The sequence below is a fragment of the Pseudomonas sp. FW507-12TSA genome, from assembly GCF_058781435.1.
Genome location: NZ_JBYSWT010000028.1, coordinates 1 through 25,289, shown reverse-complemented (window position 1 = coordinate 25,289; position 25,289 = coordinate 1). Strand labels below are relative to the sequence as shown.

General features: G+C 62.4%; 21 protein-coding genes. 5 read left to right on the top strand and 16 right to left on the bottom strand.

What is annotated here, in order from left to right:
• Positions 1–52: 52 nt before the first annotated feature.
• The 3 genes from AC3WK8_RS23700 to AC3WK8_RS23690 form a co-directional block, all read right to left on the bottom strand.
• Positions 53–886, bottom strand: coding sequence for a nucleoside-binding protein (locus tag AC3WK8_RS23700; RefSeq protein ID WP_103325991.1), 834 nt, complete (start codon positions 884–886; stop codon positions 53–55).
• A gap of 266 nt (positions 887–1,152) precedes the next feature.
• Positions 1,153–2,127: a LysR family transcriptional regulator gene (locus AC3WK8_RS23695; protein ID WP_103325990.1), complete on the bottom strand. Its 975-nt coding sequence runs from the start codon at positions 2,125–2,127 to the stop codon at positions 1,153–1,155.
• A 186-nt stretch (positions 2,128–2,313) separates the two neighbouring features.
• Positions 2,314–3,078: a GntR family transcriptional regulator gene (locus AC3WK8_RS23690; RefSeq protein WP_022643289.1), complete on the bottom strand. Its 765-nt coding sequence runs from the start codon at positions 3,076–3,078 to the stop codon at positions 2,314–2,316.
• 315 nt (positions 3,079–3,393) lie between these two features.
• Here AC3WK8_RS23690 and AC3WK8_RS23685 point away from each other — a divergent pair, with 315 nt between their 5' ends.
• On the top strand, positions 3,394–4,584 hold the full coding sequence (locus AC3WK8_RS23685) for a benzoate/H(+) symporter BenE family transporter (protein WP_103325989.1): 1,191 nt from the start codon (positions 3,394–3,396) through the stop codon (positions 4,582–4,584).
• A 148-nt stretch (positions 4,585–4,732) separates the two neighbouring features.
• Here AC3WK8_RS23685 and AC3WK8_RS23680 read toward each other — a convergent pair whose 3' ends face one another.
• On the bottom strand, positions 4,733–5,077 hold the full coding sequence (locus tag AC3WK8_RS23680; protein WP_022643287.1) for a YggL family protein: 345 nt from the start codon (positions 5,075–5,077) through the stop codon (positions 4,733–4,735).
• A 234-nt stretch (positions 5,078–5,311) separates the two neighbouring features.
• On the opposite strand from AC3WK8_RS23680, the gene dacB reads away from it, so the two are divergent.
• Positions 5,312–6,772: a D-alanyl-D-alanine carboxypeptidase/D-alanyl-D-alanine endopeptidase gene (dacB, locus tag AC3WK8_RS23675; RefSeq protein ID WP_103325988.1), complete on the top strand. Its 1,461-nt coding sequence runs from the start codon at positions 5,312–5,314 to the stop codon at positions 6,770–6,772.
• Positions 6,773–6,808: 36 nt separating this feature from the next.
• Here the strand turns inward: dacB and AC3WK8_RS23670 are convergent, their stop codons facing one another.
• Entirely contained in the window at positions 6,809–9,208 is a 2,400-nt protein-coding gene (locus AC3WK8_RS23670) for a sensor domain-containing diguanylate cyclase (RefSeq protein WP_103325987.1), read from the bottom strand.
• Positions 9,209–9,343: 135 nt separating this feature from the next.
• Positions 9,344–11,605, bottom strand: a complete 2,262-nt coding sequence (gene rlmKL / locus AC3WK8_RS23665; RefSeq protein ID WP_022643285.1) for a bifunctional 23S rRNA (guanine(2069)-N(7))-methyltransferase RlmK/23S rRNA (guanine(2445)-N(2))-methyltransferase RlmL — start codon at positions 11,603–11,605, stop codon at positions 9,344–9,346.
• Between the two features lie 543 nt (positions 11,606–12,148).
• Between rlmKL and rmf the strand changes: the two genes are divergently transcribed.
• Complete coding sequence (rmf, locus tag AC3WK8_RS23660; RefSeq protein WP_016965693.1) at positions 12,149–12,364, top strand: ribosome modulation factor; 216 nt, start codon at positions 12,149–12,151, stop codon at positions 12,362–12,364.
• Between the two features lie 136 nt (positions 12,365–12,500).
• Here the strand turns inward: rmf and AC3WK8_RS23655 are convergent, their stop codons facing one another.
• Positions 12,501–13,520 carry a quinone-dependent dihydroorotate dehydrogenase gene (locus AC3WK8_RS23655; RefSeq protein ID WP_085597144.1) on the bottom strand — a complete coding sequence of 340 codons (1,020 nt, stop codon included), beginning with the start codon at positions 13,518–13,520 and terminating at the stop codon, positions 12,501–12,503.
• Positions 13,521–13,689: 169 nt separating this feature from the next.
• Between AC3WK8_RS23655 and AC3WK8_RS23650 the strand changes: the two genes are divergently transcribed.
• Entirely contained in the window at positions 13,690–14,376 is a 687-nt protein-coding gene (locus AC3WK8_RS23650; RefSeq protein WP_103325986.1) for an SAM-dependent methyltransferase, read from the top strand.
• 68 nt (positions 14,377–14,444) lie between these two features.
• On the opposite strand, the gene AC3WK8_RS23645 is transcribed toward AC3WK8_RS23650, so the two are convergent.
• The 8 genes from AC3WK8_RS23645 to ppsA all read right to left on the bottom strand — a co-directional run bounded on the left by AC3WK8_RS23645 (position 14,445) and on the right by ppsA (position 22,576).
• Positions 14,445–15,425, bottom strand: coding sequence for an OmpA family protein (locus tag AC3WK8_RS23645; protein WP_085597145.1), 981 nt, complete (start codon positions 15,423–15,425; stop codon positions 14,445–14,447).
• A gap of 107 nt (positions 15,426–15,532) precedes the next feature.
• Positions 15,533–16,123: an RNA polymerase sigma factor SigX gene (sigX, locus tag AC3WK8_RS23640; RefSeq protein ID WP_031321291.1), complete on the bottom strand. Its 591-nt coding sequence runs from the start codon at positions 16,121–16,123 to the stop codon at positions 15,533–15,535.
• Positions 16,124–16,209: 86 nt separating this feature from the next.
• Positions 16,210–17,034: a mechanosensitive ion channel family protein gene (locus tag AC3WK8_RS23635; protein WP_022643246.1), complete on the bottom strand. Its 825-nt coding sequence runs from the start codon at positions 17,032–17,034 to the stop codon at positions 16,210–16,212.
• 2 nt (positions 17,035–17,036) lie between these two features.
• Positions 17,037–17,282, bottom strand: a complete 246-nt coding sequence (locus tag AC3WK8_RS23630; RefSeq protein WP_022643245.1) for a hypothetical protein — start codon at positions 17,280–17,282, stop codon at positions 17,037–17,039.
• Positions 17,283–17,345: 63 nt separating this feature from the next.
• Entirely contained in the window at positions 17,346–18,341 is a 996-nt protein-coding gene (locus AC3WK8_RS23625) for a zinc transporter ZntB (protein ID WP_103325985.1), read from the bottom strand.
• 25 nt (positions 18,342–18,366) lie between these two features.
• Complete coding sequence (rraA, locus tag AC3WK8_RS23620; RefSeq protein ID WP_009042919.1) at positions 18,367–18,858, bottom strand: ribonuclease E activity regulator RraA; 492 nt, start codon at positions 18,856–18,858, stop codon at positions 18,367–18,369.
• A 255-nt stretch (positions 18,859–19,113) separates the two neighbouring features.
• Positions 19,114–20,103 (bottom strand): alpha/beta fold hydrolase, encoded by a 990-nt coding sequence (locus tag AC3WK8_RS23615; RefSeq protein ID WP_103325984.1) that lies wholly within the window; start codon positions 20,101–20,103, stop codon positions 19,114–19,116.
• A gap of 97 nt (positions 20,104–20,200) precedes the next feature.
• Entirely contained in the window at positions 20,201–22,576 is a 2,376-nt protein-coding gene (gene ppsA, locus AC3WK8_RS23610; protein WP_085597148.1) for a phosphoenolpyruvate synthase, read from the bottom strand.
• A gap of 175 nt (positions 22,577–22,751) precedes the next feature.
• On the opposite strand from ppsA, the gene ppsR reads away from it, so the two are divergent.
• Positions 22,752–23,570, top strand: coding sequence for a posphoenolpyruvate synthetase regulatory kinase/phosphorylase PpsR (gene ppsR, locus AC3WK8_RS23605; RefSeq protein ID WP_022643241.1), 819 nt, complete (start codon positions 22,752–22,754; stop codon positions 23,568–23,570).
• An 81-nt stretch (positions 23,571–23,651) separates the two neighbouring features.
• Here the strand turns inward: ppsR and prpD are convergent, their stop codons facing one another.
• Positions 23,652–25,136, bottom strand: a complete 1,485-nt coding sequence (gene prpD / locus AC3WK8_RS23600) for a 2-methylcitrate dehydratase (protein WP_103325983.1) — start codon at positions 25,134–25,136, stop codon at positions 23,652–23,654.
• Positions 25,137–25,289 lie beyond the last annotated feature (153 nt).

Genomic DNA, 25,289 nt, shown 5'->3' with positions numbered 1-25,289 from the left:
GCGATGGCGGCCGGGCCCTGGGGAGAGCCCGGCTCCGGTACGGGTGCTCGGACTAGAAGGTCACTTCCAGGTTCAGGGTTGGCGCCGAGGTGCGGGTACCACGGCCGCCATCCACGCCGAACTTGTTGTGCCAGTACTCGTAGCCGACCCCGAGGTAGAGGTTGGGCTTGACGTTCTTGCCCGGCAGCACGGCGAACATCAACGAGGTGCGCATCAGGGTTTCCGGGGCCGTGTCACGGTCGTTGTAGTCATGGCCCTTCTCCCCGATGTAGTTGACGAAGCCCTGGAACTTGGCCGCATGGCTGACCATCTCGAATGGCCGCATCCAGGCCAGGTTGAGCAGGTAGGTATCATCGAAGGTATGGTCCGGGTCCTTGGCCCCGGGGATGCCGGAATGGTTGTTTTCCTTGTAGTACAGCAAGCTCAGGTCGAGCACGCCGACGGTGTTGAACTTCAGGGTCGGGCCGAACACCAGGGCGCGTTTCTTCGCCGAACCCAGGTTGTTGTTGCGGCTGGCGTCGAAACCCAGGGTCAGCGCGTAGTCCTTGACCAGGCCTGTGCCCAGGGGCGTATCCAGCACCCGCGAGGCGAAGAGCTGGTGACGATAGACGCCGTACACTTCGCTGCTGCCCTTGTTGGTGCCCTTGCGCGGGTCATCGTTGTCGGAGAGCAGCACATCCAGGTGCAGGTAGTTGCTGCCGTACTGATAGCCGCTGGCGTGGGTGAAGCTATAGACACGCTTGCTGATGTAGTGCGGGTTGTTGGGATTGGTGAATTCCTTGCCATAGCGAAAGCCCACGCTGTTGCTCATCCATTCCAGGGCGGTCGCTTGCCCCGCTCCGATCAAGGTCATCAGCAGGGTCGCGCCTTGTAGTGCCTTTTTCATTTTTATTATGTCCTGTGGCTGATGGCAGCTTCGCTGGCTGCCGACCGGCGCAGTATCGACACAAGCGCCGCAGGGGCCAAAGCACAGAATATCGCCCGGCGTGCTGCCAAAACGGCAGCGCTGGCCTGATGCCGGTCAGTTAAGCGAGGTGATCCCCTGCAGGAGCAGCCGGTCGACGCTCGATTGCTCGCGATGGCTGTCAGCGTTAGCGCTTGCTGACTGGATAAACGCGGCGCTCTGCAGTCCATCGCGGGCAAGCCTCGCTCCTACGATTTCCTCAGCTGATCGACATTAAGCACTGGCTGGCGGCCAGTGCATTCGGCGCGCTGGCGAATACCGATCTCTTCATCCAGCAGGTGCGCCAGTGCCTCCACGGCGCCAGGCAGGTCGCGACCGCTTCGGGCATAGAGCCCCAGGTCGCTGTAGATGCCGCCCTGGTCGCTCAGGGGGATGTGCACCAGCGCGCCGTGGGCCAGGTCCGCCTCGACTCCGATCCGGGTCTGGAAGGCCACACCCAGGCCGTGGCGGACCATCTGCCGCGCCAGCTCCATGGAGTTGCTCTGCAGGGGTGGTTTGTCCACCAGGCCGAGGCGCTTGTGCAGGGGCATCAGCAGGTGATGGATCGACAACTCGCTCTTGGCCAGGATCAGGCCATGCTCGGCACAGGTGGCGAAATTCACGCTTCCCCGATCAGCCAGGGGATGCCCGGGGCTGACCAGCGCTCCCAGGCGAAAATGCCCGACGCTCAATTGGCGGATCTCGGCCGCCCTGGGCAAGGCGAACGCCAGCCCCAGGTCCGCTCGATTGCTGGTCAGCGCCTGGGGAATCGCCTGCGAGCCCTGGACCGTCACACCGATGGTCACCTGGGGATAGAGGTCGCGCATGCGCTTGAGTACCGCCGGCAACAGGTCGACGGTGGCGCCCTCCACCGTGGCGATCTCCACGTGCCCGCTCTGGAGCCCGCGCAGCGCATCGAACTCCAGGCGCACTCGCTCCAGGTCCTGCAGTACCAGGCTGACATGCCGACTCAACGCCTCGCCGGCCAGGGTCAGGCGCAGGCCGCCGGGCAGGCGCTCGAATAGCGAGGTACCGATTTCATCCTCGATCTTGAGGATCTGCCGGTTCACCGCCGAGGAGGCGACATTCAAGCGCCGGGCAGCCTCGCGGATCGAGCGGCAACGGCGGACCATGTCGAAATAATGGATCGCGCAAGAATGAATACGCAGGGTTCTGCCGCTCATGCCTTGGACTCCTTGGGCACGATGAAAGGCCGCCGCGGGCTGGCCGAGAGCGTTGAAGACAGAACTGTATACAATTAAACAAGAAAACCACAACAATCCAGCAGTTGCCCAGCGCCCGGGGCGCCAAACAACAATCCCCCGCCCCATGGAACATGGAACGGGGGATCGGTCGTGCGGGACGAGGTCCTACAGCTTGGCGCTGGAGCGGCCCGGTTTTTTCGTTTGCAGCAGGTGCGAGAACACCGCGTGCAGGTCGTCCGAGGCACTTTCCTCGTCGAGATTGAGCTTGCTGTCGATGTGGTCCATGTGGTGCATCATCAGGTTCACCGCCAGCTCGGCATCACGCGCCTCGATGGCATCGATCAGCTGGGTATGCTCGTCGTAGGAACAATGGGAGCGGTTGCCACTTTCATACTGGGCGATGATCAGCGAGGTCTGGGATACCAGGCTGCGCTGGAAGCTGATCAGCGGGGCATTTTTCGCCGCCTCCGCCAGCTTCAGGTGGAATTCCCCGGAAAGACGGATGCCGGCACCACGATCGCCACGGGAGAAGCTGTCGCGCTCCTCGTTGACCATCTGCCGCAGCTCCAGCAACTGCTCGGTGGTGGCGTGCTGCACTGCCAGCTCGGTGATGGCCCGCTCCACCAGGCGCCGGGCGAGGAACACCTGGCGCGCTTCCTCGACGCTCGGGCTGGCCACCACTGCCCCACGGTTGGGACGCAGCAGCACCACGCCTTCGTGGGCCAGGCGCGAGAGCGCGCGACGGATGATGGTACGGCTGACCCCGAAAATCTCCCCCAGCGCCTCTTCGCTCAATTTGGTACCGGGCGCCAGGCGCTGTTCGAGAATGGCCTCGAAGATATGCGCGTAGACGATATCGTCCTGGGTTCCGCTGCGTCCGGCCTTGCCTGCTCGCGGTTGTTTCTTCAGAGGTTGCAACTGTTCGTTCATGGGCACTCGGGTCGGGAGGACTGCAGCGGCGTCAGCGTGACTTTAATACGCCACGATGGGGCGCTGGCAAGTATCGCGTTAAAACAGGTGCACATTGTACACAACCCTTGGGACGCAACAGTAAAAAGTGTGCTTGCCCCCGTTGGCGCACCCGGACTGTACGGCTGTTTGCAGGCGCGGCTGTATGGCAACGGCAAGCACGGTTTACGTTTAGGCTTGGGCCCTTGGACCTTAGGCATCGCAGTGCCCTCCCTCGCGGCTCGCACCAGGAACAAGAGCGGTCCATCGCGTCTTTCAAGAACAAGGAACCCCATGATGTCCGATGCCAATCCCGCGCAATTGCGCCCCCTGGCCGACACTTCGTCTTCAGCCATAGTCGCCGGCTTCATCGCCATGATGACCGGCTACACCAGCTCCCTGGTGCTGATGTTCCAGGCCGGACAAGCCGCCGGCCTGAGCAACGGCCAGATCTCCTCGTGGATCTGGGCCCTATCCATTGGCATGGCGGTATGCAGCATCGGCCTGTCCCTGCGCTACCGCACCCCCATCACCATCGCCTGGTCGACCCCGGGCGCCGCCCTGCTGATCACCAGCCTGGGGGGCGTGACCTACGGCGAAGCCATCGGCGCCTACATCACCTGCGCGGTGCTGGTCATCATCTGCGGCCTCACCGGCAGCTTCGAACGCCTGGTGAAAAAGATCCCGGCGTCCCTGGCGGCGGCCCTGCTGGCCGGGATCCTGTTCAAGATCGGCAGCGAGATCTTCGTTGCCGCCCAGCATCGCACCGCCCTGGTGCTGGGCATGTTCTTCACCTACCTGGTGGTCAAGCGCCTGTCGCCGCGCTATGCGGTGCTGGCGGCCCTGCTGATCGGCACGGCGCTCTCTGGAATGATGGGGCTGCTGGATTTCAGCGGCTTCAAGCTGGAAGTGGCAACCCCGGTCTGGACCACCCCGCACTTCTCCCTGGCGGCCACCATCAGCATCGGCATCCCGCTGTTCGTGGTGGCCATGACCTCGCAGAACATGCCCGGGGTCGCCGTGCTGCGAGCCGATGGCTACAACGTGCCAGCCTCGCCGCTGATCACCGCCACCGGCCTGGGTTCGTTGCTGATGGCGCCCTTCGGCTCCCACGGCATCAACCTTGCGGCCATCAGCGCGGCGATCTGCACCGGCCCCCATGCCCATGAAGACCACGCCAAGCGCTACACCGCAGCGGTCTGGTGCGGGATCTTCTACGGCATCGCCGGGACCTTCGGCGCCACCCTGGCCGCGCTGTTCGCCGCTCTGCCCAAGGAGCTGGTGTTGTCCATCGCCGCCCTGGCGCTGTTCGGCTCCATCATCAACGGCCTGACCATCGCCATGAGCGAAAGCAAGGAGCGCGAAGCGGCGCTGATCACCTTCATGGTGACCGCATCCGGGCTGACGCTGTTCTCGGTGGGCTCGGCATTCTGGGGCATCGTCGCCGGGGTGCTGACCCTGCTGATCCTCAACTGGCGCAACGCCTGAGACCCGGAACCGGCGTGGGCGCCAAATGACGCCCACGACAAAACCCGGGACAAGCCCGAGGCCGGAGCAACTATCGATAGGGAAAAAGGAAAGGTTGCCCTCGGGCAACAACGCACGGACGACCCGGCCGGGTCGTCCGTGCATGACATCACGCGGTCGGGTTGATCGCGTTGTCCGGGTACCACACGTCCAGCAGCGGGCTGACTTCAACGTTGGTCAGCTCGGTGCGTGCCTTGAGCCAGGCTTCAACGGTGGCACGTTGCTCTTCGCTGACGGAACCGCGCTTGCTCAGGCAAACCAGGCCGAAGTCGTCACCGCCCACATAGCCCAGGCCGTTGGCTTCCATCGCTTCTTTGAGGAATGCGTCGAGGAAAGCGTCGATGGCTTCGTCGGACAGATCTTCTTTGAAATCCAGGTTCAGCTCAAAACCCAGCTCCTGGAATTCATCTACGCAGAGCTTTTTGCGCAGACGGCGGGAACGGTTAGTGGCCATGGAACAATCCTCATAAGTAATAACGGGCGGCACTTTACCAGTTTAGCCAGGCGATTGCCTGACTCTATGAGAACGCCGGTCGGTCATTGGCAAAAAAAATACCGCCACCGCGGGCCGTGGCACGGCACAAGCCGCTATACCTTGGGGCATAATGCCGACACTTTCATGACCACTGAGGGATTTTCATTTGTACCCCTCGCCTTTTTTCCCCTCGACTGCAGGGTTCCATTCCATATGATCAAATCGTTGCGTCCACTACTGCTCGCCAGTGTCGTCTTGCCCCTGGCTTTCCAGGCTTACGCCGCCCCGATCAACACCACCCTGACTCCCAAGGTCCAGCAAGCCCTCAAGGCCGCCAAGGTCCCGGACAACGCCCTGTCCCTGGTGATGCTGCCTCTCGATGGCCCTGGCACCCCGACCATCTTCAACGCCGACGTATCGGTCAACCCGGCCTCCACCATGAAGCTGGTGACCACCTACGCGGCCCTGGAAATGCTCGGCCCGACCCACCAGTGGAAGACCGAGTTCTACACCGACGGCACCCTCAGCGGCGGCATCCTCAACGGCAACCTGTACCTCAAGGGCGGCGGCGACCCCAAGCTGAACATGGAGAAGCTCTGGCTGCTGATGCGCGACCTGCGGGCCAACGGCGTGCAGCAGATCACCGGCGACCTGGTGCTGGATCGCAACTATTTCGTCCAGCCTCAACTGCCGGAATTCGATGACGACGGCAAGGACGAGAACAGACCATTCCTGGTCAAGCCCGATGCCCTGATGGTCAACCTCAAGGCCCTGCGCTTCGTCGCCCGCAACGACTCCGGCCGGGTGCTGGTATCGGTGGAACCGCCGATCGCCAAGATCCGCATCGACAACCAGGTCAAGGCCCTCAGCGGCAAGCAATGCACGGGCGATGTGCGCTACAACCCGGTGACCCAGGCCGATGGCAGCGTGATCGTTACCGTCGGCGGCCAGTTGGGCGATGGCTGCAGCTCGCAGACCTACCTGTCGCTGCTGGACCATGCCACCTACACCGCCGGTGCGGTACGGGCGATCTGGAGCGAACTGGGCGGCAGCATCCAGGGCAAGGATCGCCTGGCCGTGGTGCCCAAGGACGCCAAGGTCCTGGCCCGGGCCTTCTCCCCGGACCTGGCGGAGATCATCCGCGACATCAACAAGTACAGTAACAACACCATGGCCCAGCAGCTGTTCCTGAGCCTGGGGGCCAAGTACCGCAACGAAGCCGACGGCGACGACGCCAAGGCCGCGCAGCGAGTGGTGCGCCAGTGGCTGGCGAGAAAAGGCATCACCTCGCCGCACCTGGTGATGGAGAACGGTTCCGGCCTGTCCCGGGCCGAGCGGGTCAGCGCCCGGGAGATGGCCGGCCTGCTGCAAGCGGCCTGGAAAAGCCCCTACGCTGCCGAGTTCATCAGCTCGATGCCTATCGCCGGGATGGACGGGACCATGCGCAAGCGCCTGAAACGCACGGCCATGAGCGGCGAGGCGCACATCAAGACCGGCACCTTGAACACCGTTCGGGCCATCGCCGGCTACAGCCGCGATGACAATGGCAACACCTGGGCCGTGGTGGCGATCCTCAACGATCCGCAACCCTTCGGCGCTTCCTCGGTGCTGGACCAGGTCCTGCTGGACCTCTATCGCCAGCCCAAACTGGCCGGTAGCGCAGCGACGCGCTAGGCCCTGTTGCAGCGGCGGCGCATCCGCCGCTGCCGTTCACGCCTGCTCCGGCTGTACCCGGTCGCGCCCGGCCTGCTTGGCGGCATAGACGCCAGAGTCGGCCCGCAGCAACAAGCCATCCGCTCCCTCGCCTACCCGCCAGCTGGCAATGCCGAAGCTGGCGGTGACCCTGCCCACCGGCTCGATCGGCGCACTGCGCAAGCCCTGCCACAGCTCCTGGGCCAAAACCTGCGCCTGCTGGCCATTGGTGTCCGGGCACAGGAGCATGAATTCCTCGCCCCCCAGGCGGCAGAACACATCGGTGCGGCGCAAGCGCCGGCTGATGCGCTGGCACACGCCGCGCAGCACCTGGTCGCCCACGGCATGGCCGTAGCGGTCGTTGATCCGCTTGAAGTGGTCGATGTCCAGCATGATCACCGCCATCTCCCCGCCGCTGCGCTCCAGGCGCTGCATCTCCTGTTGCAGTTGCTCCTGGAAATAGCGTCGGTTGTGGATGCCGGTCAGGGCGTCGGTGACCGACAGCGCGCGCAATTCTTCCTCGACCCGCTTGAGATCGGAAATATCCGAGATATAGCCGTGCCACAGCACCCCGCCGCCAGGCAGGCTTTCCGGGCTGGCCGCGCCGCGCATCCAGCGCAGGCCTCGCTCCGGCAGGCAGACCCGGTATTCCTCGCGCCAAGGGCTCAGGTGCTGCGCCGACACCTGGATCGACTGGCTTATCCGTTCCAGGTCCTCGGGATGAATGCGTTCGAACACCGGCGCGGCATCCTCTTGCAGTAGCAGCGGATCGATCTCGTAGATCTCCCGCATGCCATCACTGGCATAGGTGAAGCTCATGTGCCCGTCGGCGTCGATCTTGAACTGGTAGATGCCGCCAGGAACATGGGCGCTGAGCCGCTTGAGCAAGCGGTCACGGGCGGCCAGGGCCTCGTGCACGCGCTTGCGCTCGGTGATGTCGATGCAGATCGCCAGGTGGCCGATCCACAAACCCTGGTCGTCGAGTACCGGGGTCGCCAGCATGTTCACCGGCAGGTGGCTGCCATCCCGGCGCACCAGGGTCCACTCCCGGGCTTCGTGGCCGCCCGCCATGCCCTCTTCCACAAGCATCGCCTGGGACATCGGGATCGGCTTGCCATAGCGCTGGCTGAGGCTCTGGGCCCAGCTCTCCAGCTCCTTGGGCAAATGCAGGCTCTCCAGGGTCAACAACCCCACCACTTCGCTGCTGCTGTAGCCGAGCATCTGCTCGGCCCCGGCGTTGAAGGTGGTGATGATCCCGCGCAGGTCGGTGGCGATGATCGCCACCTGGGTCGCGGCGTTGAGCACGCTGCGCAGCTGGCTGTGGGTCCCGCGCAGTTCGTGCTCGCGACTACGCAGTTCGGCGGTGCGCTGCTCAACCAGGGTCAGGGCCCGCTGGCGCTGGCTGACCAGCACGTAGAGCAAGGCGCTGAGCAACAGGCTCAAGAGCCCGCCGAGGATCACCAGGCTGGCCAGGGAAAAATGGTTGGCATGCAGGAAGGCCGCTCCCGGCCGGATCTCCACCTGGTAATCGCGGTCCGCCAGGCGCAGCAGGCGGCTGGCATTCAGGTACCCGTTGATCGGCGGGTTGTTCGATTCATAGAGCACCTCGTGCCGGCCTTCGCTGGACAGGTCGAGGATGCGCACCGAGAGATTGTCGCTGGCCGGCACCGACAACCCTTCGGCCACCAACTGCCGCAGGCTGATCACCGCCAATACGTAGCCGTCAGGCCGCGACTGCTGTTGGCCGCCGTGCACAGCACGCCGGACCGGGGCCGCCAGGACCACGCCGCGGGCATAGGCCGGGTCGACCGCCACCAGGTGCACTGGCGCCGACACCGCCATGCCATCCAGCTCCCGCGCCCGCTCCAGGGTGGCCCGGCGCAGGGGCTGGGCCAGCAGGTCGTAGCCCAGGGGCGAACCCATGGGGCTCTGGGTCTGGCTGTACAACACCGGGGCATAGTCCTCGCGCTCGCCGGCCGGCTCCATCTGCCCGGCGCCATTGAGTTGCAGGATGGAGAACCCTGCCACGCCCTGGTCGCGCACCTCCTGCTCGAAGGCCGGGCGCCGGGCACGACTGATCAGCGGCGCCCAGGCATAGGCCTGGGTACGACGCAACAAGGGCTTGGCATAACCATCGAAATCCTGGCGACTCACCAGGTCGGAATTGACGAAGAAACGCCGCAGGCCATCCAGGCGTTGCTCCTGGTCCTGGAAGCGTTCCTCGATGCGGCTGTAGCGCTCGCTGGCCAGCAACTGGAAGCGCTGGCGCAACTGCTGCTTGTTGAGGTTGTAGGTGGACCAGGCCAGCAGGCCGGTCAGGATGCCGCCGGCCAGCAGCACCAACAGGGCCACCAGCCAGGCGGAAACTTCTTCACTGATGAAACCCAGGATTTTCGGGCGTACCACATGCAACGGCATAAGTAGAACTCATCACGCCAGCGAGTTTGGGTGTCATTCGGACTTGCTGTGAGTTATAGCCATTAGCCATTAATTTGACCAGTATCAAGCCATTCCGAAGCCTGGAAATTCAGGCCTCGGCGGCTTGTCCGGTCTTCAGCGGACGCTGATTTTCCAGGCGCGGTGGATCTTGCCGTTACGGGCGAAGTCCGGGTCGATGGTACTCGCGGTGATCTCCTCGACCTGGTAGCGCGCAACGAGATTCTCATCCAGCTGGAACTTGCGGAAGTTGTTGGAGAAATACAGCACGCCGCCAGGAGCCAGGCGCGCCAGGGCCAGGTCGAGCAACTGCACGTGGTCGCGCTGTACGTCGAACACCCCTTCCATGCGCTTGGAGTTGGAGAAGGTCGGCGGGTCGATGAAGATCAGGTCGAACTCGTCGCGGCAGGTTTCCAGCCAGGCCATCACATCGCCCTGCTCCAGGCGGTTCTTGTCGGAGAAGCCATTGAGCGAGAAGTTGCGCCGTGCCCAGTCCAGGTAGGTTTTCGACAGGTCGACGCTGGTGGTGCTGCGCGCCCCGCCCTTGGCCGCATGCACGCTGGCGGTAGCGGTGTAGCAGAACAGGTTGAGGAAACGCTTGCCCGCCGCTTCCTTCTGGATGCGCATGCGCATCGGCCGGTGGTCCAGGAACAGCCCGGTATCCAGGTAGTCGGTGAGGTTCACCAGCAGCTTGACCCCGCCTTCGCGGACCTCGGTGAACTGCCCCTGGGCCCCCTGGCGCTCGTACTGGCGGGTGCCGCTCTGGCGCTCACGGCGCTTGATCAGCACACGGCTCTTGTCGACGTCGAGTGCCTGGGGGATCGCCGCCAGGGCATCGAACAGCCGCGCCTGGGCCTTCTCCGGATCCACCGACTTGGGCGCCGCGTATTCCTGCACATGCACCCAATCCTGGTACAGGTCGATGGCCAGGGAGTATTCGGGCATGTCGGCATCGTAGACCCGGTAGCACTCCACACCCTCGCGCTTGGCCCACTTGCCCAGTTGCTTGAGGTTCTTCTGCAGGCGGTTGGCGAACATCTGCCCGCCTTCGCTCAAGCGCGCCTGCTCCACCACCGGGGCCGGGGCTGGAGCGGGCTTGATCGGGTTGCCGTTCTTGTTGTACTGGCGCTCGACCGGCTCAGGCGCGGCCTGGGCCTGCTCGCGTTCCAGCTGGCGTTGCTCGGGAGTCCGGCGCTCGCCAGTGACGAACTGGTCCGGCTGAACCTTGATCAACAGCAACTTGCAAGGCAGGGCACCGTTCCAGAACGAGTATTGCTTGTGGCTGCGGATGCCCATGCGCTTGCCCAGCTCCGGGGCGCCGGTGAAGACCGCCGCCTCCCAGTTCAGGCAGGCCTGGCGCAGGCGCTCGCCAAGATTCTGGTAGAGGTACAGCAGGCTTGCTTCGTCCCCCAGGCGCTCGCCGTAGGGCGGGTTGCTGATCACCAGGCCCTTCTGGTTCTGGTCCGGGCGCGGCTCGAAGGTCGCCACCTCGCCCTGGTAGATCTTGATCCAGTCGCTCAAGCCGGCACGCTCGACGTTGTTGCGGCCCGGCTGGATCAGGCGCGGATCGGCTTCGTAGCCACGGATCCACAGCGGCGGCCGGGCCAACCCGGCCTGGGCACGGGCCTGGGCCTCGTCGTGCAGCTTGCGCCACAGCGCCGGCACATGTCCCTGCCAGGCGGTGAAGCCCCAGCGCTCGCGCTTGAGGTTGGGGGCGATGTCGGCGGCGATCATCGCGGCCTCCACCAGGAAGGTCCCGACACCGCACATCGGGTCGGCCAGGGCCCCGCCTTCAGCCGCGATACGCGGCCAGCCAGCGCGGATCAGCACCGCCGCGGCGAGGTTTTCCTTGAGTGGCGCGGCGCCCTGCTGCAAGCGATAGCCGCGCTGGTGCAGGCTGTGGCCGGAGAGGTCCAGGGAGAGGATGGCTTCGCCACGATCCAGGCGCAGATGGATGCGCAGGTCCGGATTGAGCTTGTCCACCGAGGGACGCTCGCCGGTTGGGGTCCGCAGCTTGTCGACGATGGCATCCTTGACCTTCAAGGCGCCGAAATGGGTGTTGTCGATGCCCGAGCCATGCCCGCTGAACTCCACCGCCAGGGTGCCGTCGGCCAGCATGTGGTCCTGCCAGTCGACATCCAGCACGCCCTGGTACAGGTCGTCGGCGTTCTTCATCGGGAAGCGCTTGAGGACCAGCAAGACCCGGTTGGCCAGGCGCGACCACAGGCACAGGCGGTAAGCCGTCTCCATGTCGCCCATGCCGCGCACGGCGGAGGTGTGTTCGCGCGCTTGTTCAAGGCCAAGCCCGGTGGCTTCCTCGATCAGCAGGCCTTCTAGGCCTTTGGGACAGGTGAGGAAGAGTTCGTAACGATCCGACATGGAAATACCAGGGCCTTAGGCAAATAAGTGAACGGGCAACGCATCGCCCGCTCGGTTTTTAATCAAGCGCTTTTCTTCAAGAGCGCTCGTGTGGCACGCAACGTGCCGTCCCACCCCGGCGGGCAGGCTTTCTTGCAGGACAAAAGAGCTTAGAGGCCGGGGCAGATGAAAAGTCAGGGCAACAAAATGACATAAGTCTACCCTTCGTCGAATAGTAGTTGAGTGCAACCGTTCGACATTCTCACTAAAGCATTAACCTCATCATCTAGTAGAGGCCTGATCACAGCAGGCTTTGCTCCAAGGAGACCGTGCAAAAACCGCTCTGGCTTATGGCCTGGACAGCATTATGGTTACGTTCTTATGACAAAACGATCATTCACTTGCTGTGACCTATTGGTTAGAACTCAACACAGGTTGGCGCCGCAACGGCGTCGACATCAAGGCTCGCGACGCCGGCAGCGAGCACCAACGGCAGAACCGATCTGCCCGACCTCAACGAAGGTCGACGGGACATATACAGTCAACAAGTGAGGGAAACACCCTATGAGAAGACTAAAGCGTGATCCGTTGGAAAGAGCGTTTTTACGCGGATATCAGTATGGCGTTAATGGCAAGTCCCGTGAGCTTTGCCCATTTACTCTACCGTCGGTACGCCAAGCCTGGATCAACGGCTGGCGCGAAGGACGCGGCGACAACTGGGACGGTATGACAGGCACTGCGGGTATACACAGACTCAACGAACTTCGCGCTGTCGGCTGATCAGGGCACATTCCGACACCTAAAACTTGAATAGATGACGATTTAACCACGCGCGCCCCATCCGGGCGGCGGGCTTCGGCCCAGGGGCTCCTTCAAGGAGCCCTTTTTATTACCGCCGCAAAAGTCCGCCGATGCCTCAGCCCATCGCCGCGATGGCATCCACCGATTCGCGAATCAGCGCCGGCCCTTTATAGATGAACCCCGAATACAGCTGCACCAGGCTCGCGCCGGCGGCGATCTTCTCGGCCGCATGCTTGCCTTCGGTGATGCCGCCCACCGCGATGATCGGCAGGCGACCGGCCAGCTCGGAAGCCAGGACCTTGACCGTATGGGTGCTCTTCTCCCGCACCGGCGCACCGGACAGGCCACCGGCCTCGTCGCAATGCTCCAGGCCTTCGACGCCTTCACGGCTGAGGGTGGTGTTGGTGGCAATCACCGCATCCATGCCCGCCTCCAGCAGGGCGCGGGCCACTTCCACGGTTTCTTCATCGCTCATGTCCGGAGCGACCTTGATCGCCAGCGGCACACGCTTGCCATGGATCGCGGTCAATTCCTCCTGGCGCCGGCCCAGGGCGGCCAACAGCTGCTTGAGGGACTCGCCGAACTGCAGGCTGCGCAGGCCCGGGGTGTTGGGTGAGCTGACGTTGACCGTGATGTAGCTGGCCCGGGAATAGACCTTGTCCAGGCAGATCAGGTAGTCGTCCACCGCCCGCTCCACCGGGGTATCGAAGTTCTTGCCGATATTGATCCCCAGCACGCCCCGGTACTTGGCGGCGGCGACCCGCGCCAGCAGGTTATCGACCCCCAGGTTGTTGAAACCCATGCGGTTGATGATGCCCTCGGCCTCCGGCAGGCGGAAGATCCGTGGCTTGGGGTTGCCTGGCTGCGGGCGCGGGGTGACGGTGCCGATCTCGACGAAACCGAAACCCAGCTGGGAGAAGCCATCGATGGCCGCGCCGTTCTTGTCCAGGCCGGCGGCCAGCCCCACCGGGTTGGCGAACTCCAGGCCCATGACCGTCACCGGCTTTGCCGCCGGGACCTTGCACAGCAAGCCGTTGAGGCCCAGACGCCCGCCCGCGCCGATCAGGTCCAGGGACAGATCGTGGGAGGTTTCCGGGGAGAGTTTGAACAGCAGCTGGCGGGCCAGGTTATACATGGGCGCGATGGACTCGGTGGACAGCGAAATGGGGCGGCGATTATAGCCGGGCCCGGGCCCCACAGGCGAGGCGCGTCGGCAAATCCGACCAGCGCTGGCATATGCCTTGCACCTGCCGCTTCGCCATCCTCCCGGGCCAAGGCCAGATCCTTCACGCAAGGTAGCCCCCATGATTGAACACCTTCGCCCGGCGCTGGCCTGGGTCAACGGTAGCGATGCCCCGGAAAAGCCTACAAAAAAACTCAGGCTGGTGATGATCGACAATGGCATGGCCGAGGTCCGCTCTCTGGAGGAACTGCTCAAGCGGAGCGAGAAGCTCGACATCATCGCCTTCGATGCCGACTACAACCGTATCTCGCGGTCGCTGATGCTGACCGGCGAACAGCAGTTCGAGGACATCACTCTCAGCGACCTTGGCCGGCCCCAGGAGCACGGCATCAAGGCGGAGGTGGTGAACGGCATCACCGCCGGCCTGGCCGGCGCCACCAGTTGCGATATCTCCCTGACCTTGCGTGGCGTGGTCCGCGGCGTGACGTTACTCACCGCCCATACCCAGGACGACAGCCCGTTGGACTGGCAGGCACTGGCCCAGGGAGGAACGACCCTGGTGATCTACATGGGAGTGGCGAAACTGACAGATATCGGCGAACAGTTGCGCGCCGCTGGCATGCCGGATTGGACACCGGTGGCGATGATCGAGAACGCCTCGCTGCCAGAGCAGCGGGAATGTCGCAGCATGCTGGGGAATATGCAGCAGGATGCCCTGGATTTCGGGCTCAAGAGCCCGGCGATCCTGGTGATCGGCGCAGTAGCGGCAACTGCCGGTACCAGCGCCACCCGCCTGCTCCAGGCCTGAGGCCCAGGACAAAATCCGGGCAAAGAAAAACCCGGCCTAGGCCGGGTTTTTCCAAGCTGACAGGCTAATTACTTAGCTTGAGCTTCTACCGAGGCTTCTACGCGACGGTTAACAGCACGACCAGCTTCAGTTGCGTTGTCGGCAACTGGGCGGGACTCACCGTAACCAACGGACTGAACGCGCTCAGCGCCAACGCCGTACTGGTTAACCAGTACTTGCTTAACGGCGTTTGCACGACGCTCAGACAGCTTCTGGTTGTAAGCGTCAGGACCGACGGAGTCAGTGTGACCTTCAACAACGGTGGTGGTCTGTGGGTACTGCTTCATGAAGTCAGCCAGGTTCTTGATGTCAGCGTAGCTGTTAGGCTTGACGACCGACTTGTCGAAGTCGAACTTCACGTCCAGCTCAACACGTACGACTTCAGCAACTGGAGCTTCTGGAGCTGGCTCTGGAGCCGGAGCTGGAGCTACTGGAGCTGGAGCGACTTTACCGGCGTTGCCGCCGAAGTTCACACCCAGACCAACCAGGGCAGCGTAGTCCCACTTGCCGTTGTCCATGCCGTAGTCGGCTTCAACGCCAGCACGGGCGAACAGGTTGTCGGTGAAGTAGTACTTAACACCAGTACCGATGATGGCCTGGGTAGTCTTGTCACGACCGCTGTGACCGTCGGCTTCTACGTTGCTACGGCTCTGGTGACCGAAACCACCGGAAACGTATGGACGCAGGGAGTCCACGCCAGCTTGGCCGAAGTGGTAGGTGGCCAGCAGGCTGGCGGTGTCACCCTTGATCTTCTGGTTGCCGGTACCGTCGTTGGAACGGGTGTGGTTAGTCTTGTCGTAGCTCAGGTCCAACGACAGGTCGTCGGTCAAGAAGTAACCAATACGGGCGCCTGGGTTGAAGCCATCTTCGATGTGCTTAACGCTGTCGTTGTACTGTTTTTTGTAAAACAGTTCACCCTCGACCGCGCCTTGGCCTTGCGCCAGAACGCCGAACGAAGTCACGGCAACAATAGAACCAATGGCAATGCCCAAGGTGTTTTTCAGTTTCATCCGTTAAATCCCCATCTGGTGATTGTAAAGCAGTCCCACATACCGGGGGACAACTCGGCGGTAAGTCTATCAGAACTCACCTAGACGTAAGAGATATTTGCGCCGAACTAAGTTTCAGCAATGCCTGCAAATTTCTCACGCAATTTATCAAGAGCACGTTTGTAACGCATTTTTGTAGCACTCAAACCCATATGCATGATGTCTGCGATCTCCTGGAACTCCAGTTCTGCGACAAAACGCAGCACCAGAATTTCCCGATCGATCGGGTTCACATGCACCAACCAGCGGTCAAGTCCGCCCTTCTCCTCAGGTTTCGGCGCCTTTTCTTCAGACGCCTCCTCAAGGGGATCAAGACTCAAAGCATCCATCAACCGCCGCTTGCGTCGCTCCTTGCGATACTGCGTGATGCATTCGTTGTACGTGATGCTGTATAGCCAGGTCTTGAACTTCGATTTACCCTCAAAGTTCTTAAGGCCATACAGCACCTTCAACATCACTTCCTGACAGACATCATCGGCATCCCGATCGTTCCCCAGATAACGCGCACAAACATTAAATAGGGTTCGCTGATAGCGTCGCATCAACTCTTCATAGGCGCGTGTTACGTGAAACAGCTCCGTATGTGAACGCGCAACCAACTCCTCATCAGAGAGCTCACGGGGGTCATAGCGCGTGGATAGCGTTTGGGTGTTATTCAAAACGAGTCGTGCCGACAGTCAGGTCAGTGTCCACCGCAGCCCGGCGAGGGGCATTTTACGGCGGCATACATTAGCAGGGTGCCGGGTTAGCGGCTACTTACATGCTGCTCCAGCAGGATCCGATTGGAGAGAGAGACTAGCTCACCCTCATCGGTCAGCAATGTAGTTTTGACCGTGCCAATCTCCTCGATCTGGCCTTCAACCTCGCCAACACGCACTTGTTGACCCACCTGGTACAACTCACGCACATAGATTCCCGCAAGAATCTGACCGGCAATTTCCCGGCTTCCCAATCCCATCGCCAACGCAACTGCCAGACCAACGGTAATCAAAACGATCACGATCACATGGTTGAGCAGGTCGGTCTTGACCTCCAACTGGCTGATCGCCACGGAAATACTGATGATGATCACCAATCCCTGAGCAATCCGCCCCACGCCGCTGGCGTACTCCAACCCCACGCCTTCCGCCGCGCCCCGCACCAGCCCATTGGCCAGCTGCGCCAGCAGAACCCCCACCAACAGCACCAGCGCAGCGCCGAAAACCTTCGGCAAATACAACGCAAGCATGTCGAGCGTAGCCGAAACTCGCTCAAGGCCAAGGGATTCAGCAGCAGAAACCAGAAAAATAAGCAGCACGAACCAGTAGACGATCTTGCCGATCAGGGTCGAAATGGGAACTTGCAAGCCCGCCCGGGACAACAATTTGGTCAGGCCGGTACCACCCATGAGGCGATCCAGGCCCAGCTTGGCCAGCAATTTGGACAGCAGGGTGTCGAGCAGCTTCGCAACCACGAAGCCCAGCAACAGCACCACCAATGCGCCGAACAGGTTCGGAATGAAGTTCGCCACCTTGGTCCACAAGGCGGTCATCGCTGTGACGAGGCTCTGCGTCCAGAGATCAAGTTCCATATTCAATCAGCCTTATCAGCAGTGCGAGCAGTAGATTTAAGACGAGAAACCGGCGCGATATGGGCCGATCCGTTATTCAGGGCGATCATCAAGGCCGGCAACCAGCGACCCAGCAGGCTGAACAGGTCCCCTGCCCCCACTTGGCGGTTGGCGGTTTTCAATACGCGGCCCAGGCAAGCGTCGTCATCGCGGCTGGATGGCGAGGCCTTGAGCATGTCACGCAGCGACTCTTCAAACGGATCGTGCATAAGCACCTCTGGTGATGTTTGAAAAAGACGCGATCAGATTTATTCGGGTCACATGAAGCCTCTTCATACCCAACGCAAACGCCGGAATAGCCACCATTGGCCCAGCGCCACCGCCACCAGCAACAGGCAGGCGATGATGAAGCCATAGGGACTGGCAGAGAACGGAATGCCACCGACGTTGATCCCCAAAAGCCCGGTGAGAAAGCTCATCGGCAGGAAGATCCCGGTAATGATGCCGAAGCGGTACATGGTGCGATTCATGCGCACGCTCAAACGCCGATCCTCGGCCTCGAGCACAAGCCCCACGCGCTCCCGGGCCAGTTCCAGCTCTTCCAGGTAGCGGGTCAGGCTGTTGTGCAATTCATTCCAGTAGTCGCCATCGTCGGCAGCGAACCAGGGCAGTTTTATCCGGCTCAACTGCGAGAAGATATCCCGTTGCGGGGCCAGGAACCGCTTCAGCCCGGCAGCCCGACGACGAATCTGCAAAATGCTGCCATGCTCCGGGGTATACCGTTCGTCGGCATCCAGTTTTTCTTCCTCGTCATCGACCACTTCAGCAAGATCGCTGACCAGGGTCTGCACCTTGTGGGTCAGGTATTCGGCCATGTAGAGGAGCAACTCGGCGGCGCTTTTCGGGCCATTGCCCTCGCTCAACTGCGCCAGTAGCTCATCGGTGGCTCGCAAGGGGCGCAAACGCAGCGAGATCACCCGCTGCGCACTGGCGAAGATCCGCACCGAGACCATGTCCTCAGGCTCGGCACCCGGATTGAGGTTGATACCACGCAAGAACAGCAGCAGTTCCGAATCAGGCAGTGCAAGCAAGCGTGGCCGGGTATTTTCCTCCAGCAGCAAGTCGCAACTGAACTCGCTCAAGCCACTGGAGCGACGCAGCCAGGTCTGGGTCTGCGGATGGCTGCGATCCCAATGCAACCACAGGCTCTCATGGGCCTGCAGTTGCAGATCGTCGAGCTCAGTCCGGGCAGTCGAGCGCGCGCCGCCTTTACCATCCAGCACGAGGGCATGCACCAGCCCCCACTGCGCGTTTTCTTCCTCGAACATCCTCACCCCTTGTCTGGCCGCTTGGTCATTCAGGCATTTTCAGCGGGCTGGGCGAAACGATCACGCCATTGTTGTCGGCGTAAACATATTCACCCGGACGGAAGGTCACCCCGGCAAAGGTCACGGCCACGTTGAGGTCGCCGATACCGCGCTTGTCGGTCTTCATCGGGTGGCTGGCCAGGGCCTGGACGCCGAGGTCGGTCTGGGCGATGACATCCACGTCGCGGATGCAACCGTAGATCACCAAGCCTTCCCAGCCATTCTTGGCTGCCTTCTCGGCCAGCATGTCCCCCAGCAGGGCGCGTCGCAGGGAACCGCCACCGTCGACCACCAGCACCTTGCCATGCCCCTTGAGCTCGACTTGCTCCTTGACCAGCGAGTTGTCCTCGAAGCACTTGATGGTGACGATTTCGCCACCAAAGGAATCGCGCCCGCCAAAGTTGCTGAACATGGGCTCGACCACCTGCACCAGGTCCGGGTAGGCATCGCACAGGTCGGGAGTAAGGTAATGGTTCATCGAGAAGCTCCTGTAACAGAAAGAACACGATCGACGGTGTCGGTCATTCCGGGGCCAGCAATGAAAATACGAGCCCAATCGGCAGATGTTTAGCCTACCGCACTCGGGCCGCCCACCAACCTGGCGGGCATTTTCGCAAGACTGCCGACAGAACGGAAAGTCGACTCAATAACTGAATGTGACCAAAACGGTTCAGCGCGTCATATCTTAGCCGCAAGCGCTATCCAGCGAAATGCCCTTGTCAGAGCCTCTGCGTCAAACCGTCGCCATCTGCTCGGTGGCGCAAACCAGCAACGGCGCCTGCTGGTCCCTGAGCCAACGTGCCACCAACGGCCAGACCTCGGCCTGCGCCGGTTTGCTCACGAGCATCTCGACATGGCCGAAATTACCGCCAAAGCCCTGTTCACGCCCCAGGCAGACGAACTGCTTGTGCTCGCTGCCCAGTTGATCGAACAGCTTGCGGCAGGCCCAGGTCGGATCCTGGTGGTCGCCAGCGGCGCTGACCGCCAGGGCCGGTACGCCGACCTCCGTCAGGCCGGCCCACCAATCCTTGTCGGCATCACCGAAACGCCCGAACAGCCCATGCCAGCGCATGCTCTCCAGGGCCAGGCCAATGGGCTCGTCCTCCGGGCCGCGCTTGAGCCGGGAACCGGACAACTGGGCAAACCGCTTGATGAACAGGCGTCCGCTCCACTCCACCAAGGGAATCTTCAAGGGCCAGTAGATACGGCTGACCTGGGTGCCGAAGAACGCCGCCGAGGCCACCCCCGCGTCGCCCAGGTATTGGCCGCCCAGCGCCGCGGCCAGGGTGGTACCGCCCAGGGAATGGCCGATCCAGTGGGGAACCTGCCCACTCAGCTCACGAACGAAGGCCGCGATGGCCGGCAGGTCGTAGCGCGCGTAATCCGCCACTCGGTTGTTGCGGTACTGGGCATTGCGGCGCGACAAGCCATGGCCACGCATTTCCGGGATCCACACATCGAAACCGGCCCGCGCCAGGTAGGCCCCGAGGCCGATGCCCTTGGGCGAGTACCAGAAGCGCCGGTTGGAAAAGCTGCCGTGCAACAGGACCACGGGCACGCCTTGGGCCCCAGGCGCATCGGCCAGGCCCAGGCGCGTCACGGCCAGCTCCACCGAAGGATCGGGGCTGTTGCCGGGTTTCAAGCGATAGACATCTTCGCTGAGGTCGCCTCGACGCTCGGCACTGATCAAGTCGACAGGAAATAGGTTGCTGCTGCTTTGCATATTCTTTCTTGCACAAAAAAGGGCGGCATCCGGAAGAAGCGCGCCCTGCTTGAATCGCAAGGCCCGGCCAATCGCTGGCCAGGCCTGCACTCACCGATTATGCGGCGCCCTGGCCCTCGGCCAGGAAGAACCACGTCTCGAGCACCGAGTCCGGGTTCAGCGAAACGCTTTCGATGCCCTGCTCCATCAGCCACTTGGCCAGGTCAGGGTGATCCGAAGGGCCCTGGCCGCAAATGCCGATGTACTTGCCAGCCTTGTTGCAAGCCGCAATGGCGTTGGCCAGCAGCTTCTTGACCGCAGGATTACGCTCGTCGAACAGGTGGGCGATGATGCCGGAGTCGCGGTCCAGGCCCAGGGTCAGCTGGGTCAGGTCGTTGGAACCGATGGAGAAACCATCGAAGTACTCCAGGAACTCCTCGGCCAGGATCGCGTTGGATGGCAGTTCGCACATCATGATCACGCGCAGGCCATTCTCGCCCCGCTTGAGACCGTTTTCCGCGAGCAGATCAACCACTTGGCTGGCTTCGCCGAGGGTACGCACGAAGGGCACCATGATCTCGACGTTGGTCAGGCCCATCTCGTTGCGCACGCGCTTGAGGGCACGGCACTCGAGTTCGAAGCAATCACGGAAGGATTCGCTGATGTAGCGCGAGGCGCCACGGAAGCCCAGCATCGGGTTTTCTTCTTCCGGCTCGTAGAGCTTGCCGCCGATCAGGTTGGCGTATTCGTTGGACTTGAAGTCCGACAGGCGCACGATGACCTTCTTCGGCGTGAATGCCGCGGCCAGGGTGCTGATGCCCTCGACCAGCTTGTCGACGTAGAAGTCCACCGGATCATGGTAGCCGGCGACACGCTTGTCGACGCTGTCCTTGATGTCCTGTGGCAGGCCCGCATAGTTCAGCAGCGCCTTGGGGTGCACGCCGATCATGCGGTTGATGATGAATTCCAGGCGGGCCAGGCCCACACCGGCGTTCGGCAGTTGGGCGAAGTCGAAGGCGCGGTCCGGGTTGCCGACGTTCATCATGATCTTGAACGGCAGCTCCGGCATGGCGTCCACGGAGTTCTGCTTGACGTCGAAGCCCAGTTCGCCCTCGAAGATGAAGCCGGTGTCGCCCTCGGCGCAGGAAACGGTCACGCCCTGGCCATCCTTGAGCAGCTCGGTGGCGTTGCCGCAACCCACTACCGCCGGAATGCCCAGCTCACGGGCGATGATCGCCGCGTGGCAGGTACGGCCGCCGCGATTGGTGACGATGGCGCTGGCGCGCTTCATCACCGGTTCCCAATCCGGGTCGGTCATGTCGGAAACCAGCACGTCGCCGGCCTGGACCTTGTCCATCTCCGACACGTCCTTGATGATCCGCACCTTGCCGGCGCCGATGCGCTGGCCGATGGCACGGCCTTCCACCAGGACGGTGCCTTTTTCCTTGAGCAGGTAGCGCTCCATCACGTTGGCCTGGGTACGGCTCTTCACGGTTTCCGGGCGGGCCTGCACGATGTACAGCTTGCCGTCGTCACCGTCCTTGGCCCATTCGATGTCCATCGGGCACTGGTAGTGCTTCTCGATGATCATCGCCTGCTTGGCCAGCTCGCTGACCTCGGCGTCGGTCAGGCAGAAACGTGCGCGATCGGCCTTGTCCACGTCCACGGTCTTCACCGAGCGACCGGCCTTGGCTTCGTCGCCGTAGATCATCTTGATCGCCTTGCTGCCCAGGTTGCGACGCAGGATCGCAGGACGGCCGGCGCTCAGGGTGTTCTTGTGAACGTAGAACTCGTCAGGGTTGACGGCGCCCTGCACCACGGTTTCACCCAGGCCGTAGGCGCCGGTGATGAACACCACGTCACGAAAGCCCGACTCGGTATCCAGGGTGAACATCACCCCGGCGGTACCGGTTTCCGAACGGACCATGCGCTGCACGCCGGCGGACAGGGCCACCAGCTTGTGGTCGAAGCCCTGGTGCACGCGGTAGGAAATGGCGCGATCGTTGAACAACGAGGCGAACACTTCCTTGGCGGCGCGGATCACGTTGTCCACGCCACGGATGTTGAGGAAGGTCTCTTGCTGGCCGGCGAAGGATGCATCCGGAAGGTCTTCGGCGGTAGCCGAGGAGCGCACGGCCACGGCCATCTCGGGGTTGCCCGCCGACAGCGCGGCGAAGGCCTTGCGGATTTCCGCGTCGAGGCGCTCGGGGAACTCGGCGTCCATGATCCATTGGCGGATCTGTGCGCCGGTCTTGGCCAGGGCATTCACGTCATCGACATCCAGCGCGTCGAGCGCTGCATGGATCTGGTCGTTCAGACCGCTCAGCTCGAGAAAGTCCCGATATGCCTGGGCGGTCGTGGCGAAGCCACCCGGGACCGAGACGCCGGCACCCGCGAGGTTACTGATCATCTCGCCCAGGGATGCGTTCTTGCCCCCCACATGCTCAACATCGTGTTTGCCGAGCTTATCGAGGGAAACTACGTACTCTACCAAGGTGATCTCTCCACTAACTGTGTTGGAAAAGCTCAGAAACGGGCTGCTTCAGGGGTGCATCTGCCCGTCATATGGCCTGGACCTGGAAAATAAGTGAGAATGCGGGCCATTCCCGGCCGACAAATCGCGCCTATCATATCCAAGAATCGTCACTAGCTTAAGGCCCAAGCCGCAAATGAAACGATCTGCCTTCTTCATCTCCGACGGTACCGGTATCACAGCGGAAACCCTCGGCCAGAGCCTTCTGGCGCAGTTCGAGAACATTACGTTCAGCAAATTCACGCGGCCGTATATCGACAGCATGGAAAAAGCGCGGGCCATGGTACAGCAAATCAATATAGCCGCCGAAAAAGACGGTTATCGGCCGATCATTTTCGACACTATCGTCAACCAGGACATCCGTGAGATTCTCGCGACCTCCAATGGTTTCATGATCGATATCTTCTCCACCTTCCTCGCCCCCCTGGAACAGGAGCTGAGCGAGCATTCCTCCTACTCCGTGGGCAAATCCCACTCCATCGGCCACAACTCCAACTACATGGAGCGGATCGAGGCGGTGAACTTCGCCCTGGACAACGACGACGGCGCCCGCACCCACTACTACGACAAGGCCGACCTCATCCTGGTGGGCGTGTCACGCTGCGGCAAGACCCCGACCTGCCTGTACATGGCCATGCAATTCGGCATCCGCGCGGCCAACTACCCGCTCACCGAAGAAGACATGGAGCGCCTGCAACTGCCCAACGCGCTGCGCCCGCACAAGCACAAGCTGTTCGGCCTGACCATCGACCCCGACCGCCTCACCGCGATCCGCAACGAGCGCAAGCCCAACAGCCGCTATTCCAGCTTCGCCCAGTGCGAATTCGAGGTACGGGAAGTCGAGAACCTGCTGCGCCGGGAAAACATCCCGCATATCAACTCCACGCACTTCTCCGTCGAGGAAATCTCGGCCAAGATCCTCGTGGAAAAAGGCGTCGAACGCCGTTTCAAGTAAAGCTGTCCCCTATTCCCAGGGCCTGCGCGGCCCCGGCGACCATCGGCAGGCAGCGCACCAGGCGCTGCCTGCATCGCGGTTTCAAATCACCAGCAGATCGACGAAGCGCTGCACCGGCGTGGCCGACAGCCGTCCCGGGTCCTGGCACAGATCGAAGATCTGCGCCGAGCGCTGGGCGCTGAAGCGCGTGGCCAGGTTGGCCTTGAACTTGTCCTCCAGCAGCGGGATGCCCTCGGCCCGCCGCCGGCGGTGACCAATGGGGTACTCCACCGCCACCTGCTCGGTGCAACTGCCATCGGCGAAGAACACCTGCACCGCGTTGGCGATCGAACGCTTGTCGGCCTCCAGGTACTCGCGGGTGTAGCGCGGGTCCTCGACGATCTGCATCTTGTCGCGCAACTGGTCGATGATCGGATGCGCCGCGTGGAAATCATCCCCGTAGTGCTCGGCCACCAGGGTGCCGAACGCCAGGGGCACGGCGGTCATGTACTGCAGGCAGTGGTCGCGATCGGCGGCATTGGCCAGCGGCCCGACCTTGGAAATGATGCGGATCGCCGACTCATGGGTGGTGATGACGATCCGCTCGATCTCCTGCAACCGATCGCGCACCAGCGGGTGCAGGGCCACTGCCGCCTCGCAGGCGGTTTGCGCATGGAACTCGGCCGGAAAGCTGATCTTGAACAGGATGTTTTCCATCACGTAGCTGGCGTACCCCTGGGGCAGGCTGAAGCGCCGCTGGCCCTCGGGCTTGAGCGAAAGGTCCTTGTTGGCATGGCTGAACAGCACGTCGTAGAAGCCCCACTGCGGCGCGCTGAGCACGCCAGGAATGCCCATTTCGCCACGCAGCGCCATGTCCGCCAGGCGCACCCCGCGGCTCGAGGCATCCCCCGCCGCCCAGGACTTGCGCGACCCGGCATTGGGTGCATGGCGATAGGTACGCAGCGCCTGGCCGTCGACGAAGGCATGGGACAGCGCGGACAACAGCTGCTCGCGATTGGCCCCCATCAAGCGGGCGCAAACGGCGGTGGAGGCCACCTTCACCAGCAGCACATGATCGAGCCCGACGCGGTTGAAGGAGTTGTCCAGGGCCAGCACACCCTGGATCTCGTGGGCCATGACCATCGCCTGCAGCACATCGCCCATGCTCAGCGGCGCCTCGCCGTTGGCGACGCGTTTCTGCGAAAGGTGATCGGCCACGGCCAGGATGCCGCCGAGGTTGTCCGACGGGTGCCCCCACTCCGCCGCCAGCCAGGTGTCGTTGTAATCGAGCCAGCGCACGATGCAGCCGATATCCCAGGCGGCCTTCACCGGGTCCAGGCGATAGCTGGTACCCGGCACACGGGCGCCATGGGGCACCACGGTGCCTTCGACGAGCGGCCCCAGGTGCTTGGTGCATTCGGGAAAACGCAATGCCAGCAGGCCGCAGCCCAAGGTATCCATCAGGCAATGGCGGGCGGTATCGAGAGCTAGGGGGGAGTCGACGCGATACTCCAGGACATAATCGGCAATGTCCTGCAAAACCGGGTCGTAATCGGGACGGTTGTTCAGATCAACGTTGGCGCTCATGGATCGTGCACTCCAATGACGGGGTTATGGGTAGGTCGATTCCTCAGGCTGCAGGTTCAGGTCAATAACGGCATCGCAGGTCTGCGTCTGCTCAATGATTCGATAACGGCATCGGTGGCGAGGGAGCCGGCTCCCACGCCACCGCCCGGCCTT